The following is a 24,805-nucleotide window of genomic DNA, read 5'->3' on the forward strand; positions in this document are numbered from 1 at the left end:
CGGGCTGCTGTGCCCGAGCCCAAAAGCCTAACACCCTAAGGACCGCGCAATGTTCGAACTCGACCATGACCTGGCACAGGATATCGTTGACCGGGCGATGGCCATTCTGCCGTGCAACGTCAATGTCATGGACAGCCAGGGGTTGATCCTGGGCAGCGGCGAGCCGGAACGCATCAACACCCGCCATGAAGGCGCCCAGTTGGTACTTGCCAACGGCCGGATCGTGGAATTGGACACTGACGCGGCCAAATGCCTGAAGGGCGTGCAGCCTGGGGTCAACCTGCCGTTGATGCTCGACGGCAGGTTGATGGGCGTGCTGGGCCTGACCGGCGACCCGCAGCACGTGCGCACGTATGCCGAACTGGTGCGCATGACCGCCGAAATGCTGCTGGCCCAGCGCCATTTGCAGGCCGACCAGCAGTGGCGGCGGCAGCGCTGTGACGACCTGCTGGCGTTGCTGCTTGGCGGCAGCGGTGATTCCCCGCGGTTGCTCGACGAAGCCCGGCAACTGGGCCTGAAGCCACAGCTGCCGCGCGTGCCGTGCTTGTTCGAACTGGCCTCGGGGCCGGCCGCCGAGGCACTGGCAGCGTGGTTGATCAGCCGTTACCCAGACAGCTGGTGCGTCAGCCCAGCGCGGCAGTCGTTGCTGTGGTGCCGCCCGGCGGGTGTCGCACTGGATGAGCCGCGCCTGCTGGAACGCCTGCAACGGCATGGCTGGGAAGTGGAACGGCTAGCCCTGGGCAGCGCCGCGCAGAGCCTGGAGCAGTTGCGCCGGGGTTACCGTCGGGTGCGTGACTTGCTGGCTTATGGCCGTGAGGTATTGCCTGGCGAACGCCTACTCAGCCTGCAGCGCTACCGGCTGCCGGCGCTGCTGTGGCGCCACCGCAATGATGACGCACTGGATGAACTGCTGGAGCCGTTACAGCGTATACGCGTCAAGGACAGCAGCGGCCAGTTGCTGACCACGCTGCGGGCATGGTGTGCCCATGACGGCCAGAGCCAGGCCTGTGCCGATGCCTTGGGCATCCACCGCAACAGCCTGCGCTACCGCCTGGAGCGGATTGCCGAACTGAGCGAGGTCGACCCGCTGCGGATGGAAGGCATGCTGAGCTTGTACCTGGGGTTGCAGCTGTTGCCTGCAGACTGAAACATTTCTCTGCTGCGGCCCTATCGCCGGCAAGCCGGCTCCCACAGATACAGGCCTGAGGGCAGCACTCATTTCCTGTGGGAGCCGGCTTGCCGGCGATAGGGCGCAACAGGCCAAAGGCATCCGCCCAAACAACCCACCCGGGGTTTTGTGCATTTGACCGAGGCCTCCTGGGCGTACAGCTGTCAGCATGCCGCCATCAGGACAGGAGAATCCCCATGAAGATCGTCATTGCCCCCGACTCGTTCAAGGACAGCCTCGATGCTGCCGGGGTTGCGCGCGCCATCGCTGCCGGCTTGCGTGAGGGTTGCCCGGGTGTGCAGGTGGTCGAATGCCCGATGGCCGATGGTGGCGAAGGCACCATGGACGCGATCCTTGCCGCCAGTGACGGCGAGCTGCGCCGCCAGACCGTGAGCGGGCCGCTGGGGCAGAGCGTGGAAGCCGGCTGGGGCTGGTTGCCGCACAGCCGCACGGCAATCATCGAAATGGCCCAGGCCAGTGGCCTGCAGCTGGTCCCAACCGGGCAGCGCGATGCCTGCCGCAGCAGCACCTGGGGTACCGGCGAGCTGATTGCCGCCGCGTTGGCTGCCGGCGCACAGCGCGTGGTGCTGGCCATTGGCGGCAGTGCCACCAACGACGCCGGTAGCGGCATGTTGCGTGCGTTGGGCCTGCGCCTGCTGGATGCCAATGGGCAAACGCTGGAAGAAGGCGGCCTTGCCCTGGCCAAGCTGGCCCGTGTTGACGCGAGCGACCTCGACCCGCGGCTGGCCGAGGTGCAATTCGAGGTCGCTGCCGACGTCGACAACCCGCTGTGCGGGGCCAACGGTGCATCGGCGATCTTCGGCCCACAGAAGGGCGCCAACCCGCAGCAGGTGCAGGCGCTGGACCAGGCGCTGGGGCATTTTGCCGACCACTGTGCGCAGTTGCTGGGTGAGGATGTGCGTGACTACCCAGGTTGTGGCGCCGCCGGTGGCATGGGTTTCGCCGCGCGGGCATTCATGGGCGCGCAGTTCCGCCCCGGGGTAGAGGTGGTGGCGGAACTGGCCGGGCTCGATGCCCTGGTGCAAGGTGCTGATCTGGTGGTGACGGGCGAGGGCCGCTTCGATGCACAGACCTTGCGCGGCAAGACGCCAATGGGCGTGGCCCGGGTCGCCAAGCGCCACGGGGTACCGGTGGTGGTACTGGCCGGGACCTTGGGTGAGGGCTACCAGCAGTTGTATGCGCACGGCGTGGATGCGGCCTTTGCCCTGAGCAGTGGGCCAATGAGCCTGGAGCAGGCGTGTGCCGATGCCGTTGAGCTGCTGCAGGCGCGGGCCTGTGACATCGCCCGCCTGTGGCGCTGCGCAGCCGTCAGGGAATGAGCACCTGCTCATGGCCGACCGGTAGGGCGGCCAGTTCGCCGAAGCGTTGTGCCGCATCGATGTAGCGCAGCGCCGACTTGGCGTCTTTCCAGCCCACATAGCTCATCAACGCTTTCAACTCCCAACCATTGGCGGTGGCCCAGGTGGCGAAACCGCGCCGCAGCGAGTGGCCGGTATACAAGGCTGCCGGAACCCCGGCGCGTGCCAGCATGCGCCTTAGCAGCCCCACCAGGCTGTTGCTGTTGAGCGCACTGTCGCCCAGGTTGCCCCAACGGTCGAGCTTGCGAAACACCGGCCCGTGGGCAATGCCGGCAACCTCCAGCCATTGCAGGTAGGCCGTGACCGGGCACAGGGCCTTGAGCGCGGGGGTGCGGTGCTGCACCCCCAGCGCTTCGCGGTCACCCTTGCTGCGTGGCAGGAACAGGGTGATGCCGACACCCGCTTCGGCCTGGACATGCTCCACGCGCAGGCGCGCCAGCTCATCGCCACGAAAACCCCGCCAAAAGCCCAGCAACAGCAGCGCGCTATCGCGCCGAGCGCGGCGCAAGGCGGCCAGGTCGTGACGCTCACGGGCCTGGCGGGCTTCCTCTTCAAAACAGGCGACCGCCGTTTGCAGGTGCTGCAGCAGCAGCGGCGCTGCCTGCTTGGGCGGGGCGGGGTGCAAGCTACGAATGCCGCGCAGCACCTGGCGCACCAGGGGGGCCTTGGTGGGGTCGGGAAAGCCCTGGGCAACGTGCCACTGGCTAAGCGCGGCCAGCCGTTGGCGCAGGGTGCTGACCGCATGCTGGTCGGCATGCTCGGCCAGGTAGCGGGCGATGCTCTCGGCGGTGGCCGGCAGAAAGCCGCCCCAGTGGCTTTCGAAGTGTTCGACGGCAGCCTGATAGCTACGCCGAGTGTTGTCGCGGGTGGCGGCGCGCAGGTAGCGTTCGATATCGGTCATGGTGCAAGCGGCGGTGGAGGACGGCTACACGATAAACCTAAATCACCCGGCTGTCCCGGGCGTGATCGGGCGCGCTGTACAGCAGCGGCACGCTGCGGTATACCTGAGCGCGACCAAGGGGAGCCCGGCAACGGGCTGAGAAACCGCTGAGCATCGCAGCGCGGTGACCCTTCGAACCTGATCCGGATCATGCCGGCGAAGGGATGGGCTCGATACGTGTCGTTACCTGCCTTTTTGCCGGCCTCACATGCGAGGCTCGTTCATGCCCAGTGCCAAGGTCTCGCTGCCATCCCCCCACAAGGACAGCACCATGACCGAACGCTTCAGCCAGACCCTGCGCCGCCATAGCGACCCGACCTGGTCGGCCGCCGTTGGCCACCGTTTCGTGACCCAACTGTGCGACGGCAGCCTGCCGGCGCCGATCATGATCGACTACCTGGTGCAGGACCACCGCTTTCTCGACAGCTTCCTGACCTTGCTCGGTGCCGCCATCGCCACTGCCGATACCTTCGAGGCCCGGCTGCGCTTCGGCCGCTTTGCCGGCATGATCTGCAGCGACGAGAACACCTATTTCCTGCGCGCGTTCGAGGCGCTGGATGTCAGCCCGGCGCAACGCCGTGAACCCGCCGATACCGCACCCACCGCCGGTTTCAAGGCGATCATGCGCGAAGCGGCCGCCACCCGTTCCTACGCGGCGGCGCTGGCGGTGCTCAACGTTGCCGAAGGCCTGTACCTGGACTGGGCGCTAAAAGCGCCAAAGCCCTTGCCGGAGAACTTTGTCCATGCCGAATGGATCACGCTGCATGACAACCCGGCCTTCCAGGACTTCGTTGCCTTCCTGCAGGCCGAACTGGACCGGGTAGGCCCGCAGGCCGCGGCGCTGGCCAGTGACTTCTACCAACGCACCGTGGCACTGGAGCTGGCTTTCTTCGACGCCATCTACCCGGAGGGCCAGTGAGCATGGATATCTTCGAACGCCTGAAAACCGCCGCCAATCGCCCCTGGGCCCGCTATGTCACGCACGACTTCGTGCAGCAGATGGGCGAGGGCACGTTGAGCGAGCAAGCGTTTCGTACCTACCTGGTGCAGGACTACCTGTTCCTGGTCCAGTTTGCCCGGGCCTGGGCGCTGGCTGCCTACAAAAGCCGACGCCCGGCGGACATTCGTGCCGCACAGACCACGCTGGCGGCCATTCTCGATGAAACCGAGCTGCACCTGCGGCTGTGCGCGCGCTGGGGGTTGAGCCAGGCCGACATTGAAGCGGCGCCAGAGCATCAGGCCACCGTGGCCTACACCCGTTACGTGCTGGACTGCGGCGCTGCCGGGGACCTGCTGGAGCTGCAGGTGGCACTGGCCCCCTGCGTGGTCGGCTATGCCGAAATCGGCCGCGCCCTGGCCGAGCAGATTGGCGACTTGAGCGGCCACCCATACCGCGAGTGGATTGGCGAGTACGCGGGTGCAGCCTACCAGGGGGTGGCTGCGGCAGCTCGCCGGCACCTCGACGAGCTGGCAGCACGCAGCATGACCGAGCAGCGTTTTGCCGAACTGGCAGCCATTTTCGCCCAGGCCTCCAGCCTGGAAGCGGATTTCTGGCAGATGGGGCTGGACGGGGCGGCATAACGTTGCGTGCGGTGTCGGGCTGAGTGGTTACTACTCAGCCCGGAACCGCTTTGGTGCATGAATGCCTCAAAAGAAGTCGTGCCGCACACTTTCACCGGGGTAAAACCCAGCTTTACTGGTCACTGTGCACATGCAGCAATGGGCTGCATGCCCGGTTTTTTTCGCTGTTTGGCGGCCGCAAAAAGCGGCCCGCATCTTGCTCCAGCTGCTCCCAACTACAACCTGGAGCCCCGTGCAATGAGCTCACCCAGCGAATTTCCACTCAGCGAAGCGCCGCCATCAGCCCGCAAGGGCCTGCTGCCGATCACCATGGTCCTGTTCAGTTTCACCTTCTTCACCGGCACCATGTTTGCCGGCGGCAAACTCGGCATGGCGTTCAGTTTCGCCGACATGCTATGGGTCGCCACCCTCGGTAACAGCTTGCTTGCGCTGTATGCCGCCGCGTTGGCCTTCATTGCCTCGCGTAGCGGCCTGAACACGGTGTTGATGGGGCGTTTCTGTTTCGGGGAGGCAGGCAGCCGGCTGTCCGACTTCCTGCTGGGCTTCGCCGAACTGGGCTGGTACGCCTGGGGCACCGCCACGGTGGCGATCGTGCTGGTCAAGTTGCTTGGCCTGGCAGAGGGTTTCAGCCTGCCGTTGATGGTGGTCTTCGGCCTGGGCTTCAGCGTCACCGCCATCCTCGGTTTCAAGGGGCTGGATGTGCTGGCCCGGGTTTCGGTGCCACTGATGTTCGTGCTGCTGTTGGTGTCGATGTACATCGCCACCCGCGATGCCGGTGGGTTCGCCGGCCTGGCGGCGGTGGTACCGCATGAGACCATGACGTTTTCCGCGGCAGTGACCATGGTGTTCGGCACCTTTGCCAGCGGCGCTACCCAGGCGACCAACTGGACACGCCTGTCGCGCAGCGGGCGGGTAGCGGTGAGCGCCAGTGTGGTCGCGTTCCTGCTGGGCAACGGCCTGATGGTGGTGGCAGGCGCCTGGTGCGCCATGGTCTACCAGCAGGCCGATATCGTCGAAGTGATGATGCTGCAGGGCTTGTCCTTTGCCGCAGTGGTCATGCTGTGCCTGAACCTGTGGACCATCCAGGGGCCGACCATCTACAACGTTTCGGCTGCCGCGTGCCACCTGCTGCGCAGCGAGCGGCGGCGCACGGCGACCCTGTTGGCGGCCGCTGTGGGTATCGTGTTGGCCATGGGTGGGATGTACGAGATGCTGATCCCGTTCCTGGTGCTGCTGGGTTCGATCATTCCGCCGGTGGGTGGGGTGATCATGGCCGATTTCTGGTACCGCCACCGTGGCAAATACCCGGCGCTGGGCACTGCAACGCTGCCCCGTTACAACCTGGTCGGGCTGTTCGCCTACGCCGTTGGCGCCGTACTGGCCTACGCTTCGCCGTGGGTGGCACCGCTGGTGGGTATCGGCGCCTCGGCGCTGTGCTACATCGTCGTGCTCGAGCTGGGCGGGCGCCGCGCAGCGGCCCAGGCGGGCGTCGAACCGTGAGCCTGGCGCTGGAAGAAATCCTGCAGCTGCCCGGCCTGCACGAGATGAGCGTGCGCGCCGGGGCGCGCAACCTGCAACGGCGGGTACGCTGGCCTTATGTGGCAGAAAACGAAGGTATCGCCGAATGGGTGATGGGCGGCGAGCTGGTGTTCGTCACCGGCATCAACCACCCACGGGGTGAGGCCAACCTGCTTGCCCTGGTCGAAGACGGCGAAGCCGTCGGCATTGCCGGGCTGGTGATACTCACCGGCGGCAGTTTCATCCAGCACATTGCGCCTGCGGTGATTGCCCGTGCCGAGCAGCTGGGTTTGCCACTGATCGAACAGCCTTACGCCCTGAAAATGGTGGTGGTCACCCACTTGATCGGTACTGCGCTGGTGCAGATGACCCAGGTTCGCCGCTCGCGCAACGACATCCTCGGCCAACTGCTCAGTGGCGATTACCCAAGCCTGGCGATTGCCCGGCAGCGCGCTGCGCACCTGCAAATGACGCTGGATGAGCCGCGCCGGCTGCTGGCCTTGCGCCTGGCCGGGGTCGATGAGCTGTTCGAGCGGTTGGGGCTGACACTCGGCGAGCGGCGCTGGCAGCACACCCGCCAGGCCCTGGAGGACCAACTGCAAGCCTGGTGCCGGCAGCAGCCGGGCAGCGTCACGGCGCACCTGCCCGGTGACCTGTTCGTCGTGTTGCTGGCCGACACGCAAGACCTGCCGGAACGTTTGACCGCGCTGTACCGGCAATTACAAGGGGTAGCCGGCGAGTTGAGCTTGTACATGGGGCTTTCCAGCCTTGCCGAAGACTGTGCACACTACCGCCAGGCCTTGAACGAAGCGCGCCAGGCACTGGATGTGGCCCGGCACCTGCGCCCGGCCAGTGGTTACTGCAATTTCAATGAGCTGGGGGTGCTGCGCTTGCTGCAGGGCATCGTCGACCGCTCGCTGATCGACGATTTCGTCAGCCGTACCCTTGGCCCGCTACTGGCACCAGGGCGTAAGCAAGCCACTGCATTGGTCCACACCCTCGACGCCTTGCTCATGGAAAATGGCAACAGCCTCAAAGCCGCCCAGCGCCTGGGCCTGCACCGTAACACTGTCAATCAGCGCATACAGCGCATCGAACAACTGAGCGGACAGTCGATCGACGACCCGCTTTTTCGCATGAATGCTTCGGTCGCCATGTTGGTATGGCGCATGAGCGAAGCCCACGGCAAGGAGTAACCGCATGAACATCATCAACGCCCGGCTGCGCGGCAAACCCGGCTTGTTCCGCATTGAACTTGCTGGCGAGCGCATCAGCGCAATCGTGCCGCAGGCCAATGCAGTGGCGCAGGCGCCCGGCGACCTGGACGCTGCACAGAACTTGGTGGTAGCGCCCTTTGTCGAGCCGCACATCCACCTTGACGCCACCCTGACGGCCGGTGAGCCGAGGTGGAACATGAGCGGTACGCTGTTCGAGGGCATCGAGTGCTGGGCCGAGCGCAAGCAGTTCACCACCCACGATGACATCAAGGCCCGCGCGAAGAAAACCATTGGCATGCTGGTGGACCACGGTATCCAGCATGTGCGCACGCATGTCGATGTCACCGACCCGACGCTTACCGCGCTCAAGGCCATGGTCGAGGTACGCGACGAAGTCCGCGGGCTGGTCGACCTGCAGATCGTCGCGTTTCCGCAGGAAGGCATCGAGTCGTATGCCAACGGCAGGGCATTGATGACCGAAGCGGTGGCCATTGGTGCCGACGTGGTGGGGGGCATTCCGCATTTCGAGAACACCCGCGACCAGGGCGTGTCGTCGATAAAATTCCTGATGGACCTGGCCGAGCGCAGCGGCTGCCTGGTAGACGTGCACTGCGACGAAACCGACGACCCGCAGTCACGTTTTCTTGAAGTTCTGGCCGAGGAAGCCCGGGTACGTGGCATGGGCGCCCGGGTCACCGCCAGCCATACCGTGGCGATGGGGTCGTATGACAACGCTTACTGCTACAAGCTGTTCCGCCTGTTGAAGCTGTCGGGCATCAACTTCGTGTCTTGCCCAACCGAAAGCATCCATTTGCAAGGGCGCTTCGACAACTACCCCAAGCGCCGTGGGGTTACCCGGGTAGCCGAAATCGACCGCGCCGGCATGAACGTGTGCTTTGGCCAGGACTCCATCGTGGACCCGTGGTACCCGCTGGGCAACGGCAACATCCTGCGCATTCTCGAAGCGGGGCTGCACATCTGCCACATGCTCGGCTACGAAGACTTGCAGCGTTGCCTGGACCTGATCACGGACAACAGCGCCCGCACCCTGAACCTTGGCGAGCACTATGGCATCGAGGTGGGGCGCCCAGCCAACCTGTTGCTGCTGTCGGCACCCGATGACTACGAGATGGTGCGCAGCCAAGGGCATGCGCTGGTCTCGGTGCGCCATGGCAAGGTGCTGATGCAGCGTACGCCAGCCCAGGTGCAGCGCCTGCTCTGAGCGGTTGACGTTGGGGCCCGGCGCAATGCCGGGCCCTGCGTCAGCTGTCACCCGACCGCTTCGAGGAACTTGTCCAGGACAATGTTGCGGCCACACAGGACCACCGCAACCCGCTTGCCTTGGTACTGCCTGGCCAGTTTCTGCATCCCGGCGACGGCAACTGCCGCAGCGCCTTCGATGATCCAGCGCTCGTGGCGGGCAATGTCGCGCATGGCCGCACGGATTTCGTCCTCGCTGACCAGTACCGTCCCGGTGACCAGCGCCTGGCACAGCGGGAAGCTGACAGCACCTGGCTCGATGCCACCGGCGGTGCCGTCGGAAAGGGTTTCGCGCGCCTGCACTTCGATGATCTCACCCGCCTGTAGCGAGCGCGCCAGTGCGGGGTCATTTTCGGGCCAGCAACCAATGATCTCGGTGCCTGGCTTGAGCACGCGCAGGGCGGCGCCGATACCGGCAATCAGCCCGCCGCCGCCCACCGCGACGAATACCGCGTCCAGGTCGGGTGCCTGCTCGAACAACTCCATTGCGAGGGTGCCTTGGCCTGCGATGACCTGCAGGTCGTTGTACGGCGACACAAATGGCACACCCCGCACCCGCGCTTGCCTGGCGGCCTCCAGTTCTGCACCCAATGGGTCGGTGGGCAGGCAGATGACTTCGGCGCCCAAGGCACGCATCGCTGCCAGCTTGTAGGCCGACGCTGAAGCGGCGCTGTACACCGTTACCGGCACCCCAGCAGCGTTGCCGGCCATTGCCAAGGCCTGCCCATGGTTGCCCGAAGACGCGGCGATCACCCCGGCAGCCCGCTGTTCGGTTGGCAGCAGGCGGATCTTGTTGCTGGCGCCGCGAAACTTGAACGAACCGGTGTGCTGCAGGTGTTCGCATTTAAGCAGTACATCGCAACCGGTCTGCTCCGAGAGGCGGGCGCTGCGGGTCAGTGGCGTCACACTGACGGCAGGGCGTAGTGCCGTATGGGCATCCTTTATGGACCGAAAAAGCCCATCCAAATGGGTGGCATCGGTAACGGGCGCAAGAGCGGGAGTGGCTGCCATGCTGTAAACCTGCATAGATATGGAATATCCGTCTACCGTAGACGTTTATTCTATTCGACGCAAGCGGGCGTGCGCATGCCTCGCCGTGCTCATCCCGGCAAGCCAGCGACAGTGGGTTTAAAGGGCCTTGAGCTCTTTCAGGTACTTGTACACGGTCGCGCGCCCCATGCTCAGTACGTTGGCCACATAGTCCACGCCACTTCGGCCTTGGAACGCGCCCTCTGCATGCAGTGCCTGCACCAGGCTGCGCTTGTCCTTCATGCGCAGCGTTTGCAGTGACAGGTTGCGCGCCTGCAGCCAGCCATGCAGGAAGGTGTTGATGCGCTCCTGCCAGTCGTTACGGAACAACGCGTCCGGTTGCGGAACCAGCCGGCTCATCTGGAAAAACGCATCCAGCGCAACACGGGCCTGCTCCAGTACCGACACGTTCAGGTTGATGCACATCAGGTGCTCGGCTTCGCCCTGGGCATTGCGCAGCAGGGTGCTGATCGAGCGGACCTTCTGGCCGTTCCAGTTGAGTTTCTCGTAAGGGCCAAGGTTCGTGCCCTGGAGCAAGTCGCCCAGTTCATGATCGATCGCCGAGTCGTCACCCAAGGTGCGTTGGGAAAAGTTGTTGGCGATGTGCACCACCGTCTGGCTGCGCAGGTCGTGGACGATGACTTCCGCGTGCGGGTACAGCAACAGGGCGATGCTGTCGGCAATTGCCTTGTAGTTATCCAGGGTCATTGGTATCGGGTGCTTTTCGCAGGGGCAGGAACCGGACGTTCATGGTGGCGGCAAAGCGCCTGGGACACAAGGCGGGTGGTTGCCGAGCCTGGTACCACTGCAAGTACTACCAATCGCACGAATTTAGCCTTCACATGCGATAAGCCGTGATTATTCCATGTGAGAAAACCTTTGCCGGCCAACGCCATGATTGGCATAATCAGTACGTAATTACATGCTACATAATACAGTACGAAATCGTAGGAGCACACATGGCCCGGGGTGGTATAAACAAGGTGGTGGTGCAGCAGGCACGCCAGGCGCTGATCGCCCGGGGGGAAAACCCCAGCATCGATGCCATTCGTATCGAGCTGGGCAATACCGGCTCGAAAACCACCATTCACCGCTACCTGAAAGAGTTGAACGGCCAGCAGCCGGTTGCCTCGGAAGGTGGCGTTGCATTGAGTGAGGTGCTGGCCCGCATGGTTGGGCAATTGGCGACCCAGTTGCAGGACGAGGCCGATCTGACCATCGAGCAGGCCGAAAGCACGTTTACCCAGCAGCGTGAACATTTGGAGGCGCAGCTCGAAATCGCGCAGCAAGCCTTGGCGGCCGCGCACCAGCAGCACCAGATCGATGCCGCGGCACTGGCTGCCGAATCCGAGCGGCTGCTGTCCACGCAAAGCACGTTGCAGGCCGAACAGCTACGCAGTGCGAGCCTCAACCAGTCGCTGGGCGAACTGCAGCTGCGTCTGGCAGACAAGGACGAACAGATCCAGTCACTGGAAGACAAGCACCGCCATGCCCGCGACGCCCTCGAGCATTACCGCAGCGCTAGCCGTGAGCAGCGCGAGCAGGAACAACGGCGGCACGAGGCGCAGTTGCAGCAGTTGCAGGTGGAAATGCGCCAATTGCAGCAGGGCATGATCGTCAAGCAGGACGAGCTGACCCGCCTGCACCGCGATAACGAACGTTTGCTGGGCGAGCACCGCCAAGTGGCCAGCGAATGCCGGGCGCAAGGGGAGTTGCTGGAGCAACGTGATGCGCAGATCCAGGGTTTGCGCACGATCCTGGCGCAGGCGCAGGGCGCCAGTGAGGAAATGCGCCGGCAACTGGATACCCAGGCACAGAGCCTTGAACAGCGGCGCGAGCTGTGTGCCGAGCAAGCACGGCAGTTGAAATACTTCGAGGAACAACTGCGCGAGCGTGACGAGGCGCTGGCGCAGTGCCGGGCGTTGGTGGCCGAAGCAGCAGGTTAATCAAACTTTTTCGAAGCAGCGCTTTCTTCCCTAAACACCTCAAGGAGATATCGCCATGCCTGATAAACATCCACCGCACAAACAGGGGCCGCACTCGTCGGAGCAGGCGGACAAGAAGAGTGAGCTGGGTTTCGACCCGGATTCACCGGACCTCGACGATCCACAGGTTGACCCGCAGGGCCCCGCCAAGCCACCCAGGGATGTGGAGAAGAAGTAGAAATCCCAGGCAGAAAAGCCCGCCAGCTGAGCGAAATGGGCTGGCGGGTTTACCGAGGAATTTGCCGGGCCTGTAAGGCCAGGCTCCGCAAAACCCCCGGTTTACCAGCGTTTAGCCCTCGGCTTGCCTGGCGGCGTCCACACCGGCCGCCGACAGCTTGATGGGGTACTGGACGCTGATTTGGTGGTCATCGCTGACCACCACGCTGCCATCATGAATCAGACCAGCGTCCTGCAGGGTCTTGAGCATACCTGCAACGGCCTTCTCGCCACGATAGTTGTCCAGCACTTCCTTGCCCAGCCCCTGCGGGTGAGCATGCAGCAGACGGGTGAGTACTTCGCTTTTCAGTGCATCGTTACTCATATCGAACCTCACGTTCACTTAGCGTGTTTGGCCTGCAGTGCCTTGGCGTGCTCCAGGTGCTGTTCCAGCTTAGGCAGGGTTTCGCTGGCGAAGGCCTTCAGCTCAGCCTTGTCGGAGGACGCAGCTTCTTTCTTGAACAGCTCGACCGCTTTCTCGTGCGCATCGACCTGGTTGTTGAGGTAAGACTTGTCGAACGAGTCGTCACGCCATTCCAGAATCATCTTCTTGACCTTGTCAGTCATCGCCGCGTCGTCGGGTACGGAAATATCCAGTTTACGGGCGATGTCGGCGAGTTGCTGATTAGCCTGGGTATGGTCGGTGACCATTTGCTGGGCAAAGGTCTTGATCTCTGCGTTCTGGCTTTTTTCCTGGGCCAGCTTGCCGGTGACCATTTCGGCTATGCCAGATTCGACCGCTGCATCGACGAAATCATCGGAGCTGGCTGCCAGCGTGTGGGCCGATACCAGGCCCAGCACCAACGATAACCCGACACGCTTGATGAAGAGACTGCTCATGCTGCACTCCTTAAACCTTGGCGCGACCTCAGTGTCGCGTACGGTTGAGGGCCGGGGCAGGGCAAAGGTTTAATCTTTTTCACCACCGGCGGCGACCCCGGTGGCGCTCAGTCTGCTGCCAGCACGTGTTGCTGGAGTTGCCAACGCACTGAGCTAACGCCCTTTTCCAGGCTGACCCGGCTGACCAGGCGCTCCAACTGCGCCGGTGCCTGTGCGGTGCCCAACAACTCTGCACGCACCTCAAGCCTGGCCGGGTTGTCCAGGTCGGCACTTTGCAGCGACTGCAGGCGTAGTTGCGGGTCGGCCAGGCTGTGCAGCATCAGGCTGCGCACCTGAATCTCGTCCTCGGCGCGGCAGACGATCCGCACCTCGAAATGCTGCTCGTCCTCGCTGGCAGGCACAATGCCCTGGCGGTCGAGGCGTTGGGCGATGTCGCGCAGCAGGATGTTCGCGCACAGCACCATCAGGCTCCCCAGCGCGGCCTCCAGCAACAGCCCCAGGCTGCACAAGACACCGACCGCTGCCGTGCACCACAAGGTGGCGGCGGTATTCAGGCCGCGCACATTGAAGCCATCGCGCATGATCACCCCGCCCCCGAGAAACCCAATGCCCGAGACCACATAGGCGGCAACGCGTGAAGCATCGGCAGCGGCCATGCCGGGCACTGCCTGGGTCATCAGTACGAACAGGCAGGCCCCGGTACTGACCAGTGCATTGGTGCGCAGCCCGGTCAGGCGCTGGCGCAACTGGCGTTCGGCGCCGATCAGCGCCCCTAGTAGCAGCGCGACACCCACGCGCAGCAGAAAAACGTTCCAATCCATAGCTCACCTCTTCCACGGGCACACGCCCGCATGAGCGCCTTCACTGGGCGCTGTTGAAAAACCAGAAAGATGCGCAGGACCACGGGGGGAGGGACGTGAAGCGGGGTTACAAGAAACCACCGTCTTGCCAGGCTGGCCAGACAGTGCAGGACACTGCCGAGCTAGCGCGCCACGTGGGCCTGTCGCAAGCGACTGGGGCTACTGTCCAAAGTGGGTCTCCTGTACGGACGGCTAAATTGCGACGCGGACCATACGCCCCGCGGCAATACCGGTCAAGTGGGGAAAGATGACAATGGCTTAATCGGCAAATGCCCTGCAGCCGGGCCTGCCACATGGAAAAAAAAACCATCAGCCGGTAACCTTGCGCCACCCTATGCGATCACCCGGACCGTTCCATGCTGCTCAATCTGACCGTGCTGTTCGGCACCCTGGTGGCCATGGAGGGCGTAGGTACGCTGGCCCACAAGTACATCATGCATGGCTGGGGCTGGTGCTTGCACCGCTCGCACCATGAGCCACAGCTGGGCATGCTCGAAACCAATGACCTCTACCTGCTGGCGCTGGCGCTGGTAGCCGCCGCCCTGATCGCCCTGGGCAAGGGCGGCCATGCGCCGCTGCAGTGGGTGGGCGGTGGCGTGGCGGGCTATGGCGTACTGTATGTACTGGCCCATGATGGCTTCTTTCATCGGCACTGGCCGCGCCGGCCACGGCCGGTCAACCGCTACCTCAAACGCCTGTACCGGGCGCACCGGCTGCACCATGCAGTGAAGGGGCGCACCGGAGGGGTGTCGTTCGGTTTTTTCTACGCGCCGCCGTTGAAGGTGTTGAAACAGCAACTGCGGGGCAAGCGCAACCGGCGCTGACTGCCTGGGCGTTACCTGGCGGTGCCGCTTTCAGGCTGCGCCACGGCGTGCCCTCGGCTGACCCACCAGCCGAAACCGGCGGCGGTGAAGAACATGATCAGGCTGTACAGCGCTGCCGGCACTGCCATGGTCGGGTTGTTCAGCAGCGACGGGCTCAGGGCCAGGGCAATCGCCAACGTGCCGTTATGTATGCCGATTTCCATGCCGATGGCGATGGCCTGGCGCTTGGGGATGTTGAGCAGGCGCGGCACCCAGTACCCCACCGCCAGGCTCAACAGGTTGAACAACAGCGCCGCCAGGCCCACGACCGGCGCGTACTCGACCACCGTCTGCCAGTCCTTGGCCAGCGCCAGGACAATGGTGAATGCCAGAAACAATGCCGCCACCAGCTTCATCGGCTTTTGCATGCGCGCGGCAAACTTTGGGGCAAAGCGGCGAATCAGCATGCCAAGCGCCACCGGCAGCAGGACGATGGCGAACACCTGCATGACCTTGGCAAACTGCAGCGGTATGGCCTGGTCCGACGCCATGAACCAGCTCAACGACAGGTTGACCAACAGCGGCATGGTCAGGATAGCGATCAATGAGTTGACCGCTGTGAGGGTGATGTTCAGCGCCACATCGCCATGTGCCAGGTGGCTGAACAGGTTCGCCGTAGTGCCACCCGGCGAAGCGGCCAGCAGCATCAACCCCACCGCCAGCGCCGACTCCAGGCCAAAGCCGTTGGCGATCAGGAAGCACACCAGCGGTAACAGCAGAATCTGGCAGGCCAGGCCCACCACCACGGGCTTGGGGTATTTCACCACCCGTGCGAAGTCGGCCAAGGTCAACGACAGGCCAAGGCCCAGCATGATGATGCCCAAGGCCAGGGGCAGAACGGCGGTGAGCAGGGGCGAGGCGGTCATCGGCAGTCTCTCGGGTGAAGGATCCGATGCAGTCTAGGTGGGCCGGGATGGATAGATAATTGCAAAAAGCCAGCTCTTGGTAACCATTTGTTACCAAGGACAGCCCTCATCAGCCCTGCATGGCGCGTTGCAGCAGGCCCGCAGGCGCAGTAGCATGCCGCCTTTTTCGAGGATTAGCCTGTCATGCCGTTCCAGCAAGGTCTGCTTGCCACCCCGGTGCCGGCCCACGCCCGCCACTTGTTCTTCACCCTGCAATCGCCTGAGGCGTTGCCTGCCGCCCTCGATGCCTTGCTACCGCAGGTCGATGGCGTGCAGGTGATCCTCGGCGTAGGCGCGCCCATGGCCAAGGCCCTGGGCCGTGAAGTACCTGGCCTGCGTCCCTTCCCGCTGCTGGATGCGGCGGTAGAGAACCCCAGCACTCAGCACGCGTTGTGGCTGTGGCTGCGTGGTAACGAACGCGGCGACCTGCTGCTGCGGGCCCAGGCACTGGAGCAGGCGTTGGCGCCAGCCCTGCGCTTGGCCGACAGTATTGACGGGTTTCTGCACCGGGGTGGGCTGGACCTGACCGGCTACGAAGACGGCACGGAAAACCCGGTGGACGAGGATGCGGTGCAGGCAGCGATCGCTGCCGATGGTTCCAGCTTTGCTGCGTTTCAGCTGTGGAAGCACGACCTGGCGTACTTCAAGTCGCTGCCTCAGGCCGACCAGGACAACATCATGGGCCGCCGCCTCAGTGACAACGAAGAACTCGACGACGCGCCCGAGTCGGCACACGTCAAGCGTACTGCCCAGGAAAGCTTCGAGCCCGAGGCCTTCATGGTGCGCCGCTCGGTATCATGGGCCGATCAGCGCGGTGCCGGCCTGGCTTTCGTTGCCCTGGGCCGCAGCTTCGATGCCTTCGAAGTGCAACTGCGGCGCATGAGTGGCCTGGAGGACGGTATCATCGACGGCCTGTACCGCTTCAGCCGCCCCCTGAGCGGCGGCTACTACTGGTGCCCGCCAATCAGCGCCACCGGTGTCGACCTGACCCCGCTGCTGCAGGCCAGGTAAAAACATCCAGACACAGAAACGCCCACGCGCGCCGGGTAGAGCGGCTAGCCTTGGAAGTTTCCCTGGAATGACGGGAGCTTTTCCATGTATGTACGTCGTGATGTCCTACGCGTGGGCGCTACGTTGGGCCTGTTGGCCAGCGCCCCTTGGTTGCACGCAGCCACGCCGGCAGGCATGTTGACCCGCGCCGTGCCGTCTAGCGGTGAAGCACTGCCGGTGATTGGCGCCGGTACTTCCGGCAGTTTCGAGGTAGAAGCCGGCTCGGCTGCCTACCAGCAACTGCAGGCAGTGCTCAAGGCCTTTTTCGACGGTGGCGGGCGGGTGATCGACACCTCGCCCAATTACGGTGGCGCCGACAGCATTCTTGGCCAATTGCTGGAGGAGGGGGGCTGGCATTCACGCTGCTTCATTGCCACCAAGATTGCCGCCGACAGCCGCGCTGAAGCCCAAGCGCAATGGGCTGACAGCCTGAAGCGGCTGCGCACCGACAAGGTCGACCTGTTGCAGGTGCACAACCTGCGTGACTGGCGAACCCAACTGCCCTATGCGCGCGAACTCAAGCAGCAGGGCAAAACCCGCTATGTGGGGATCACCCATTACCTGAACAGTGGCCACGCCGAAGTCGCCGAGCTGGTGCGCAGTGAGGCGCTGGATTTCATCCAGATCAACTACTCAGTCAGCGCCCCCCAGGCCGCCGGCGAATTGCTGCCGTTGTGCCAGGAGCGGGGCGTAGCGGTGCTGATCAACCGCGCGTTCGATGATGGGCGCCTGTTTACCCGCGTCAAAGACCAGCCCTTGCCCGGCTGGGCCGCTGAAGCAGGCATCGGCAGCTGGGCTCAGCTGTTTCTCAAGTTCGCCATCAGCCACCCGGCGGTGACGACAGTAATCCCTGCGACCGGTCGACCTGACCGCCAGCTCGACCAGCTCAAGGCTGGCCAGGGCCCACTGCTTACCCAGGCGCAGCAACAGGCGCTGATCAATCAATTTAGCTAAGCACATGAGTGCCTGGCGGCGGCGCCTGGATCAAGGGCTGAACCTACAGCCTGGCGAAGGGCCGGCGGTTATCGCCGGCCTGCTGCTGTTCTACTGCCTGTTCACCGGTTATTTCATGCTGCGCCCAGTACGCGAAACCATGGGCGTTGCCGGTGGCGTGGACAACCTGCAGTGGTTGTTCACCGGTACCTTCATCGCCAGCCTGGCATGCCTGCCAGTGTTCGGCTGGCTTGCCAGCGGCGTGCAACGCCGGTTCATTCTGCCTTGTACCTATGGTTTTTTTGTCAGCAACCTGCTGCTGTTCGCCGTATTGATAACCCGCTCGCCAGAAAACCTGTGGACGGCGAGGGTGTTCTACATCTGGCTTTCGGTGTTCAACCTGCTGACCATCTCGCTGGCCTGGAGCGTGCTCGCCGACCTGTTCTCTACGGCCCAAGGCAAGCGCCTGTTCGGCCTGTTGGCCGCCGGGGCCAGCCTGGGTGGCCTCAGCGGGCCGATCCTGGGTACGCTACTGGTGGCGCCGCTGGGCCATGCCGGGTTGCTGCTGCTGGCGGCGGTATTCCTGCTCGGCAGCGTCGGGGCAAGCCTGTTCCTGCAGCGCTGGCGACAGCAGCATCCGTTGCCAGCGCATGCCGAGCGTGGTGCCGCAAGGCCGCTGGGCGGCAACCCACTGGCCGGTGCCACTGCGGTACTGCGCTCGCCTTATCTGTTGGGCATCGCGCTGTTCGTGGTGTTGCTGGCAAGTGTCAGTACCTTCCTGTACTTCGAGCAGGCACGCATCGTCAGCCAGACCTTCACCGACCCCACCCGGCAAACGCAGGTATTCGGCTTGATCGACAGCGTTGTTCAAGCCTTGGCCATCCTCACGCAAGTCTTGCTCACCGGGCGGCTGGCGCGTCGCCTGGGGGTGGGCATATTGCTGATGGCCGTGCCGCTGGTGATGGCAGCGGGCTTCTTGTGGCTGGCGCTGGCCCCCGTGTTCGCGGTGTTCGTAATGGTCATGGTGGTGCGCCGCGCAGGGGAGTACGCGTTGGTGCGCCCGGGGCGCGAGATGCTGTTCACTGTGTTGCCGGCCGAGGACAAGTACAAGGCCAAGAACTTCATCGACACGGTGGTGTACCGGGGTGGTGACGCCCTCAGTGGCTGGCTCAAGCGTGCCCTGGACGTGATGGGGGACCACCCGCAACTGGCCATGCTGATTGGCGCGGTACTGGCCGTGGCCTGGGCGGCCACCGGCGGCTGGCTTGGCCGCCGTCAGGCCCATATGGATAATCCGCCGCACGACTGAAAGGCGCGCCAAATAAGGACTTGCCGCTTATTTAATGCCACCGGTCCGAAGCCTGCCAATCGGAACGAATCCCCTCCCGAGCCCGCACTCCGAAGTACTGTACGGCGCTCATGCCGTGCATCCCGAAATCATATGAGGTTTCAGACCATGGCCACTAAAGACAATAGCCGTACCGGCAATCAACAAGGCAGCCAGGGCGGTAACAAGAACTCGGGCAACTTTGCCAATGACCGCGAGAAAGCCTCCGAGGCAGGCCGCAAGGGCGGCCAACATTCCAGCGGCGGCCAAAGCAGCGAATCAGGCCGTAAAGGTGGCCGCTCGTAAACGAGGCTTGGCAGTGCCGGGCAACCGGCACTGCAATCAAGCAAACCTGGAGGTCGTTATGCAATGGATACCCGTAGCCGCCCTGACGGGCGCCCTGGTGCTGGTTGGGGGCTGTTTCGATCGAGACAATGGCCACCCAGGCAAGGACGACGCCGACACCACCAAATCGTCCCTGCAGATGCACCAGCCCGCCGAAAAACCCGCGCCCCAACCTGCGCCCGATCCTGAACCTATGCCAGGTCAGAAACCCAGTCAATAAACGCGCATGAGGAAAACGGCATGACGGTCATGACCCGCAAGACCGCCGCGACAGTTCCGGCCTCACTGGCCACAACCAGCCTGCAACAGCGTTACCAAGCCTTGCTGGCAGGCACTGACATCACTGGCGCCGACTGGTTGAATGCGCAACTGGAGCGTGCCAGACACTTGCCGGATGACCTGCCAGCCGACCCCGTGGAGCTTGAAGCCTGGAGCGCGCGCCACGCCGGGCAAGTAGCTCAAGGTTTTGCCGCCTACTTGGCACAACGCCAGCAAGGTGGGCCACGTCGCTATTTTGCCACCCGCGCGCAAGCGCTATGGTTCCTGCAGCAGGTGGCACCGACCAAGGCGGTTGACGGTGCGTGGTTGCACAGCACATTGCGGCATTGGGCAGACCCGCGCTACCACGGGTTGATCCGGACTTACCTGGAAGAATTGGGCAGCGGTGATGCGCGCTGTAACCATGTTGCGATCTATCAGCGGCTGCTGAGCCGCCTGGGTTGCCTGGAGCCATTGCAGCTTGAAGACGAGCGATATTTGCAGGGGGCACTGCAGCTGGCACTGGGCCGCTACGGTGAGGACTTCCTCCCTGAGCTGATCGGTTACAACCTCGGTTACGAACAACCGCCGTTGCATTTGCTGATTACCACCTACGAACTCGCCGAGTTGGGGATCGACGGCCAGTATTTCCAATTGCATGTCACGATCGACAACGCTGCCAGCGGCCATGCCCACTTGTCTATCCAGGCTTTACGCCAGCTCTGTCCGCCCCATGACGCCTGCGCATTCTATCAGCGCGTACGGCGCGGCTACCGCCTGAATGACCTTGGGCTCGATACCCCCAGCCTGATCAGCCTTTTCGACCTGGAAACAGCACTGGTTCAGGCCTTGGAGCAGAAGCGTCAGTTTGGCCAGTTCATGCACTCAGACCGTTGCCGGCTACAGGGGCGCACTATCAACCAATGGTTGGCTGAACCTGGGGCCATGCCGCAATTTCTCCAGGCCCTGCAGGCGCAGGGCTGGATCCGCCGGGGCGAGGCGCCCGCACAGAGCCGCTGGTGGTCACTCGTGGAAGGGCCTTCAGCGCCAATGTACGGCGTGTTCACCGCCTATGAAAAGCAGTTGTGGCACGACTGGATCGCGGCAGGTTGGCAGTCGCGCGTCCGGCGCGTACTCCCCGGGAGCTGGCAGCTGCCGGCAGGCTCCGATGATGCGGCCGTGGAGGTCGACGCGCATGATATCGATGCGCTGATCGCACGCATGGCCGGCAACCACCACGCCACGCCTGACGGGCTGCAGGCGACCCGTGCCTATCTGCAGGCCACAGGGATGATCCAGGAGGATCCGCGCTGATGATCAATGACCCTGAACGCCTGGCCAGTGACGGTGCATTATTGCAGTTGGGCCAGCGCCTGCGGGCTGATGGCTATCGGTTTACCTGCGTGACACCGGCCACCCACGCGCGGGTTATGGCCCGGTCTGCAGGGGAGCAGGCACGAACGCTGCGGGATGTGTTCGGCTGGAGCCGGCCGTTCAGCGCCAAACTGCTCAGTGGCGATCAAATGGCCCAGCTGAGGCAAGCGGGGGGCCTCACTGCTGCGCCGGGTGATATGTGGCGTAGCACCGTCCGCTGGTCCACGCTGGATGACCTGTTACTGGTCCACTCCGCCTACCCGACCGAGGCCGCGGACGCGGTGTTCTTCGGCCCAGACAGCTACCGCTTCGCCCAGGTCATCCATGACCACCTGCGACACACCCCCAACCGGGTTGAGCATGCGGTAGACATTGGCTGTGGAACCGGCATCGGCGCGTTGCTGATCGCGCGTGCGGCGCACCATGCGCAGGTTTGTGCGGTGGATATCAACCCGCTTGCCCTGCGCTACATCGCCGTCAATGCCGCGCTCGCGGGCGTAGACAATGTTTCGGTAAAGCGCAGTGACCTGCTCGATGATGTCGTCGGCTGCTTCGACCTGATCGTCGCCAACCCGCCTTACATGCTCGATGTGGGCGAGCGCACCTATCGCCATGGTGGAGGCCCTCTGGGGGCAGAGTTGTCGTTGCGGATTGTCGAACAGGCTCGCGAGCGGCTAAGCCCGGGCGGCTCGTTGCTGTTGTATACCGGTGTGGCGATCGTGGACGGGCGTGATCCCTTGCTCGAGGCTGTTCGTCTTCGCCTGGCAGGCCCCACGTGCTCTTGGGTATATCGTGAGATCGATCCTGATGTGTTCGGAGAACAGCTGGCTGAGCCGGGTTATGAAGCCGTGGAACGGATAGCCGCCGTAGCCCTGACGGTTACGCGGCTGTAGAAGTGGTACCGCGCACTTGCAATTAACCGGAGTTGCCCGACAATGGCGCGCCCCTTGCCGCCACTCGGACCATCCGTGCCATGATGCTGACCACGCAATTCCCCGATATCTCCCTGGATGACACCTTGTTCGTCTTCGCCCTAGAAGCCGAAGCGGGGGACGTGTTCCGCGAGGTGAACACCGTGTTCACGGGTATCGGCAAGGTCAATGCCGCTATCGCCTTGACCAAGGCTATCGCTGTGCGCCGCCCCAGGCTGATCGTCAACCTGGGTTCTGCTGGCAGCCAGCGCCACGGCAAAGGCGCTGTCGTGTGCTGCAACCGTTTCGTGCAGCGCGACATGGATGTGACGCCGTTGGGCTTCGCCCGTTACGAGACGCCACTGGCGAATACCCCGGTGCTACTCGAACACGGTGCGGCCATACCCGGCCTGGCGCTGGAAACCTGCGGCAGTGGCGACAGCTTCGAAACCAACCACGGCGATGCGCCTTACGACGTGGTCGACATGGAAGCCTACGTGCTGGCCTTGATCGCCCGCAGCGAAGGGATACCTTTCGTGTGCCTGAAGTACATCTCCGATGACGCCGGCAGCGAAGCCGCGGGTGATTGGGCGGTACAGGTCCACCTGGCCGCCGAAGCCTTCAGGCGGGTGCTGTTCAGCGCGACCTGATCGCCGGGTGCAGGGTACCGTAGGGCAACCCCATTAAACCTTCACCACCCAGCGCAGTCACTGTTGGTATCGACAGGCAACTTTGGAGCAGTGTCATGGCTCGGGCAATCTGGAAAGGCGCTATCAGCTTCGGCCTCGTGCATATCCCCGTGGCCCTCAACACTGCGGTGCGCACCGAACGGGTGGATTTTGACTGGCTGGACAAGCGCAGCATGGAGCCGGTGGGCTACAAACGGGTGAACAAGGTCACCGGCAAGGAAATCGACAAAGACAACGTCGTCAAAGGCGTGGAGTACGAGAAAGGTCGCTACGTGGTGATCAGCGAGGAGGAGATCCGCAAGGCTCGCCCTGAAGCCACCCAGACGATCGATATCTTTTCCTTTGTCGAAGCTGGCGAGATACCCCTGCAGCACTTCGATACGCCGTATTACCTCACCCCCGACCGGCGCGGCGGCAAAGTCTATGCATTGCTGCGCGAGACCCTGGAAAAAACCGGCAAGGTGGCGCTGGCTACGGTGGTGCTGCACACTCGCCAGCACCTGGCGCTGCTGCGCCCTCTGGATGACGCGCTGGTGATGATCACTTTGCGCTGGCCCGAGGAAGTGCGCGGGCTGGAGACCCTGGAGTTGGACAGCAGTGTGACCGACACCAAGGTCGACAAGCGCGAACTGGACATGGCCAAGCGGCTGGTCGAAGACATGAGCGGGCCGTGGAAGCCCGAGGACTATCATGACGCCTTCCGCCAGACCATTCTGGACCTTGTGGAAGAAAAGGCCAGCAAGGGCAAGATCGCCACGGTCGAGAAAGGCAAGGCCGCCAGCGCCGAGAAAGGTGCGGATATCCTCGACCTTACCGAGCTGCTAAAACGCAGCCTCGGCGGCAAGAAGCCGGCGAAAAAGCCGCGCAAGGCCTCCTGATCGAGGCCCCACAAGCGCTTCGATCAAACCAGAGCCTGTAGCCCCTCCAGGTAATCGCCAAAACCTTCCCGGGCGCGGCTGTCGCGGCGGCTGCTGGTGGCTACGCTGTGCCGGGCCGTCCAGACGATCTGCGCGCCACTGGCTTGCAGGTCGCTGACCAGTTGCACATCTTCATGGGCGGCCAAGGGCTGGAAGCCGCCGACCCGCGCATAGGCGTCGGCGCACACGCCGAGGTTGGCGCCATGAATGTGCCGGTGCCCCTCGCGCTGCTCGTAGCGGCTTTGGTAGAGCTGGCGCAGGGCGGCCGTCTGCCACGGCTGCCAGTACTCGACGTGTACCGTGCCACAGACAACCTCGGCACTGCAGGCCAACTGCGACATCAACCAGTGCCCCGGTACCCGGCTGTCGGCATCGGTACAGGCCAGCCACCGCGCACCACGGTCGACCATGTGCGCCGCGCCCACCCGCCGCGCCATGCCAACACTGCCAGCCTCCACCTCCAGCACCTGCACACCAAAACGCCGCGCCACGGCGGCGCTGCCATCGCTGCAGCGGTCGAGCACTACCAGCACCTCGACCCGGTGGCCAGCCTGCTGTGCCTGCACGGCGGCGATCAGCACCGCACGCAGACAACGGCCTAGGCGGCGGGCTTCGTTGTGGGCCGGAATCACGACGGCGATCATGGGCAAGTCTCGTCAAGGTCGACCACACTGGGCTGGGCTGACCAGTACTCGAGCACGAAGTCCGCTTCATCATGCTGGAACTGCTTGTACAGGGGCAGGTGGCGGGCCAGCATGCGATGCACTGCACGCCCATCCTGCGGGCAACCGACGATGGGGTGCTTCCAGTGACATGCCAGCAGGCCGCCGTCATAAGACAGGCTGGCGACCGCTTGCTCGATCACTTGCAGCCAGTCGGTGGGGTCCAGGTAATAACCCACCTCGCTCAGCACAATCAGGTCGAAGCGCCCACCAGGCCAGTCCGCCGGTAGCCGCGCCAGTTCCACAGACGCATTGTGCACCTGAGCCAAGCGTTCGCGGGCCAGCCCCACGGCGGTGGGATCGAGGTCTTGGCATAGCAGTTCCCCGCTGCGTTCGGCCAGCAGTGCACTCAACTCGCCATTGGCGCAGGCTGGTTCGAATACCCGCTGGTAGCACTGACGGGGCAGGCTGGCCATGACCAGCTCGCGCTTGCGCTTCTCGTACCAACGGGTGCGGAAAGCCCAGGGGTCTTCATTGGTCGCATACAAGTCGGCGAAATACTGTGGATCGAGGCTCAT

General features: G+C 63.7%; 28 protein-coding genes and 1 riboswitch. Of the genes, 19 read left to right on the top strand and 9 right to left on the bottom strand.

Going from position 1 to position 24,805, the window contains the following annotated elements:
- Nucleotides 1-49 precede the first annotated feature (49 nt).
- On the top strand, nucleotides 50-1,147 hold the full coding sequence (locus ACF8SD_RS03500) for a sugar diacid recognition domain-containing protein (protein ID WP_173889129.1): 1,098 nt from the start codon (nucleotides 50-52) through the stop codon (nucleotides 1,145-1,147).
- A gap of 218 nt (nucleotides 1,148-1,365) precedes the next feature.
- On the top strand, nucleotides 1,366-2,508 hold the full coding sequence (locus tag ACF8SD_RS03505; RefSeq protein ID WP_392483761.1) for a glycerate kinase: 1,143 nt from the start codon (nucleotides 1,366-1,368) through the stop codon (nucleotides 2,506-2,508).
- Here ACF8SD_RS03505 and ACF8SD_RS03510 read toward each other — a convergent pair.
- Nucleotides 2,498-3,448 (bottom strand): site-specific integrase, encoded by a 951-nt coding sequence (locus ACF8SD_RS03510; RefSeq protein ID WP_392483762.1) that lies wholly within the window; start codon nucleotides 3,446-3,448, stop codon nucleotides 2,498-2,500. The genes ACF8SD_RS03505 and ACF8SD_RS03510 overlap by 11 nt on opposite strands.
- Before the next feature lie 106 nt (nucleotides 3,449-3,554).
- Nucleotides 3,555-3,669: riboswitch (TPP riboswitch) on the top strand.
- An 89-nt stretch (nucleotides 3,670-3,758) separates the two neighbouring features.
- Here ACF8SD_RS03510 and ACF8SD_RS03515 point away from each other — a divergent pair.
- The 5 genes from ACF8SD_RS03515 (at nucleotide 3,759) to codA (ending at nucleotide 9,025) form a co-directional block, all read left to right on the top strand.
- A complete protein-coding gene (locus tag ACF8SD_RS03515; protein WP_392483763.1) occupies nucleotides 3,759-4,406 on the top strand; it encodes a TenA family protein in 648 nt (215 codons plus the stop codon).
- Nucleotides 4,407-4,408: 2 nt separating this feature from the next.
- Complete coding sequence (gene tenA, locus ACF8SD_RS03520) at nucleotides 4,409-5,068, top strand: thiaminase II (protein ID WP_173889137.1); 660 nt, start codon at nucleotides 4,409-4,411, stop codon at nucleotides 5,066-5,068.
- Between the two features lie 237 nt (nucleotides 5,069-5,305).
- Entirely contained in the window at nucleotides 5,306-6,568 is a 1,263-nt protein-coding gene (gene codB, locus ACF8SD_RS03525; RefSeq protein ID WP_173889138.1) for a cytosine permease, read from the top strand.
- Nucleotides 6,565-7,782: a PucR family transcriptional regulator gene (locus ACF8SD_RS03530; protein WP_392483764.1), complete on the top strand. Its 1,218-nt coding sequence runs from the start codon at nucleotides 6,565-6,567 to the stop codon at nucleotides 7,780-7,782. Before codB ends, ACF8SD_RS03530 begins: the two co-directional genes overlap by 4 nt.
- Before the next feature lie 4 nt (nucleotides 7,783-7,786).
- On the top strand, nucleotides 7,787-9,025 hold the full coding sequence (codA, locus tag ACF8SD_RS03535; protein ID WP_029886206.1) for a cytosine deaminase: 1,239 nt from the start codon (nucleotides 7,787-7,789) through the stop codon (nucleotides 9,023-9,025).
- Nucleotides 9,026-9,072: 47 nt separating this feature from the next.
- On the opposite strand, the gene ACF8SD_RS03540 is transcribed toward codA, so the two are convergent.
- Nucleotides 9,073-10,074 carry a threonine/serine dehydratase gene (locus tag ACF8SD_RS03540; protein WP_173889144.1) on the bottom strand — a complete coding sequence of 334 codons (1,002 nt, stop codon included), beginning with the start codon at nucleotides 10,072-10,074 and terminating at the stop codon, nucleotides 9,073-9,075.
- Between the two features lie 117 nt (nucleotides 10,075-10,191).
- On the bottom strand, nucleotides 10,192-10,800 hold the full coding sequence (locus ACF8SD_RS03545) for a transcriptional regulator (protein ID WP_173889146.1): 609 nt from the start codon (nucleotides 10,798-10,800) through the stop codon (nucleotides 10,192-10,194).
- Between the two features lie 251 nt (nucleotides 10,801-11,051).
- Here ACF8SD_RS03545 and ACF8SD_RS03550 point away from each other — a divergent pair, with 251 nt between their 5' ends.
- The gene (locus ACF8SD_RS03550) at nucleotides 11,052-12,038 is read left to right on the top strand and encodes a DNA-binding protein (RefSeq protein WP_173889148.1); all 987 of its coding nucleotides are present in this window, start codon (nucleotides 11,052-11,054) and stop codon (nucleotides 12,036-12,038) included.
- A 55-nt stretch (nucleotides 12,039-12,093) separates the two neighbouring features.
- Complete coding sequence (locus tag ACF8SD_RS03555) at nucleotides 12,094-12,255, top strand: DUF6021 family protein (protein WP_173889150.1); 162 nt, start codon at nucleotides 12,094-12,096, stop codon at nucleotides 12,253-12,255.
- Between the two features lie 111 nt (nucleotides 12,256-12,366).
- On the opposite strand, the gene ACF8SD_RS03560 is transcribed toward ACF8SD_RS03555, so the two are convergent.
- The 3 genes from ACF8SD_RS03560 to ACF8SD_RS03570 all read right to left on the bottom strand — a co-directional run bounded on the left by ACF8SD_RS03560 (nucleotide 12,367) and on the right by ACF8SD_RS03570 (nucleotide 13,954).
- Complete coding sequence (locus ACF8SD_RS03560; RefSeq protein ID WP_173889152.1) at nucleotides 12,367-12,618, bottom strand: hypothetical protein; 252 nt, start codon at nucleotides 12,616-12,618, stop codon at nucleotides 12,367-12,369.
- A gap of 14 nt (nucleotides 12,619-12,632) precedes the next feature.
- On the bottom strand, nucleotides 12,633-13,133 hold the full coding sequence (locus ACF8SD_RS03565; RefSeq protein WP_392483766.1) for a DUF4142 domain-containing protein: 501 nt from the start codon (nucleotides 13,131-13,133) through the stop codon (nucleotides 12,633-12,635).
- A gap of 107 nt (nucleotides 13,134-13,240) precedes the next feature.
- Nucleotides 13,241-13,954, bottom strand: coding sequence for an MgtC/SapB family protein (locus ACF8SD_RS03570; RefSeq protein WP_173889156.1), 714 nt, complete (start codon nucleotides 13,952-13,954; stop codon nucleotides 13,241-13,243).
- Nucleotides 13,955-14,349: 395 nt separating this feature from the next.
- Here ACF8SD_RS03570 and ACF8SD_RS03575 point away from each other — a divergent pair, with 395 nt between their 5' ends.
- Entirely contained in the window at nucleotides 14,350-14,817 is a 468-nt protein-coding gene (locus ACF8SD_RS03575; RefSeq protein ID WP_173889158.1) for a sterol desaturase family protein, read from the top strand.
- 11 nt (nucleotides 14,818-14,828) lie between these two features.
- On the opposite strand, the gene ACF8SD_RS03580 is transcribed toward ACF8SD_RS03575, so the two are convergent.
- Nucleotides 14,829-15,722 (bottom strand): bile acid:sodium symporter family protein, encoded by an 894-nt coding sequence (locus ACF8SD_RS03580; protein ID WP_173889160.1) that lies wholly within the window; start codon nucleotides 15,720-15,722, stop codon nucleotides 14,829-14,831.
- A 183-nt stretch (nucleotides 15,723-15,905) separates the two neighbouring features.
- On the opposite strand from ACF8SD_RS03580, the gene ACF8SD_RS03585 reads away from it, so the two are divergent.
- The 9 genes from ACF8SD_RS03585 to ACF8SD_RS03625 all read left to right on the top strand — a co-directional run bounded on the left by ACF8SD_RS03585 (nucleotide 15,906) and on the right by ACF8SD_RS03625 (nucleotide 23,526).
- A complete protein-coding gene (locus tag ACF8SD_RS03585; protein WP_392483767.1) occupies nucleotides 15,906-16,772 on the top strand; it encodes a Dyp-type peroxidase in 867 nt (288 codons plus the stop codon).
- 84 nt (nucleotides 16,773-16,856) lie between these two features.
- On the top strand, nucleotides 16,857-17,765 hold the full coding sequence (locus tag ACF8SD_RS03590; protein ID WP_392483768.1) for an aldo/keto reductase: 909 nt from the start codon (nucleotides 16,857-16,859) through the stop codon (nucleotides 17,763-17,765).
- Between the two features lie 4 nt (nucleotides 17,766-17,769).
- On the top strand, nucleotides 17,770-19,053 hold the full coding sequence (locus ACF8SD_RS03595; RefSeq protein WP_392483769.1) for an NTP/NDP exchange transporter: 1,284 nt from the start codon (nucleotides 17,770-17,772) through the stop codon (nucleotides 19,051-19,053).
- Nucleotides 19,054-19,200: 147 nt separating this feature from the next.
- On the top strand, nucleotides 19,201-19,377 hold the full coding sequence (locus tag ACF8SD_RS03600) for a general stress protein (RefSeq protein WP_173889167.1): 177 nt from the start codon (nucleotides 19,201-19,203) through the stop codon (nucleotides 19,375-19,377).
- A gap of 58 nt (nucleotides 19,378-19,435) precedes the next feature.
- Entirely contained in the window at nucleotides 19,436-19,636 is a 201-nt protein-coding gene (locus ACF8SD_RS03605) for a hypothetical protein (protein ID WP_173889169.1), read from the top strand.
- 20 nt (nucleotides 19,637-19,656) lie between these two features.
- The gene (locus ACF8SD_RS03610) at nucleotides 19,657-20,988 is read left to right on the top strand and encodes an iron-containing redox enzyme family protein (protein ID WP_392483770.1); all 1,332 of its coding nucleotides are present in this window, start codon (nucleotides 19,657-19,659) and stop codon (nucleotides 20,986-20,988) included.
- Nucleotides 20,988-21,941 (top strand): methyltransferase, encoded by a 954-nt coding sequence (locus ACF8SD_RS03615; RefSeq protein WP_392483771.1) that lies wholly within the window; start codon nucleotides 20,988-20,990, stop codon nucleotides 21,939-21,941. Before ACF8SD_RS03610 ends, ACF8SD_RS03615 begins: the two co-directional genes overlap by 1 nt.
- A gap of 80 nt (nucleotides 21,942-22,021) precedes the next feature.
- Nucleotides 22,022-22,609, top strand: coding sequence for a nucleosidase (locus ACF8SD_RS03620; protein WP_392483772.1), 588 nt, complete (start codon nucleotides 22,022-22,024; stop codon nucleotides 22,607-22,609).
- A gap of 95 nt (nucleotides 22,610-22,704) precedes the next feature.
- Nucleotides 22,705-23,526, top strand: coding sequence for a Ku protein (locus tag ACF8SD_RS03625; RefSeq protein ID WP_173889176.1), 822 nt, complete (start codon nucleotides 22,705-22,707; stop codon nucleotides 23,524-23,526).
- Nucleotides 23,527-23,549: 23 nt separating this feature from the next.
- On the opposite strand, the gene ACF8SD_RS03630 is transcribed toward ACF8SD_RS03625, so the two are convergent.
- Complete coding sequence (locus ACF8SD_RS03630; protein WP_392483773.1) at nucleotides 23,550-24,209, bottom strand: glycosyltransferase; 660 nt, start codon at nucleotides 24,207-24,209, stop codon at nucleotides 23,550-23,552.
- On the bottom strand, nucleotides 24,206-24,805 hold the full coding sequence (locus ACF8SD_RS03635; RefSeq protein ID WP_392483774.1) for a class I SAM-dependent methyltransferase: 600 nt from the start codon (nucleotides 24,803-24,805) through the stop codon (nucleotides 24,206-24,208). Before ACF8SD_RS03635 ends, ACF8SD_RS03630 begins: the two co-directional genes overlap by 4 nt.

Source organism: Pseudomonas sp. CJQ_9 (assembly GCF_043106615.1).
In the GTDB taxonomy this organism is placed as follows: Bacteria; Pseudomonadota; Gammaproteobacteria; order Pseudomonadales; family Pseudomonadaceae; genus Aquipseudomonas; species Aquipseudomonas juntendi.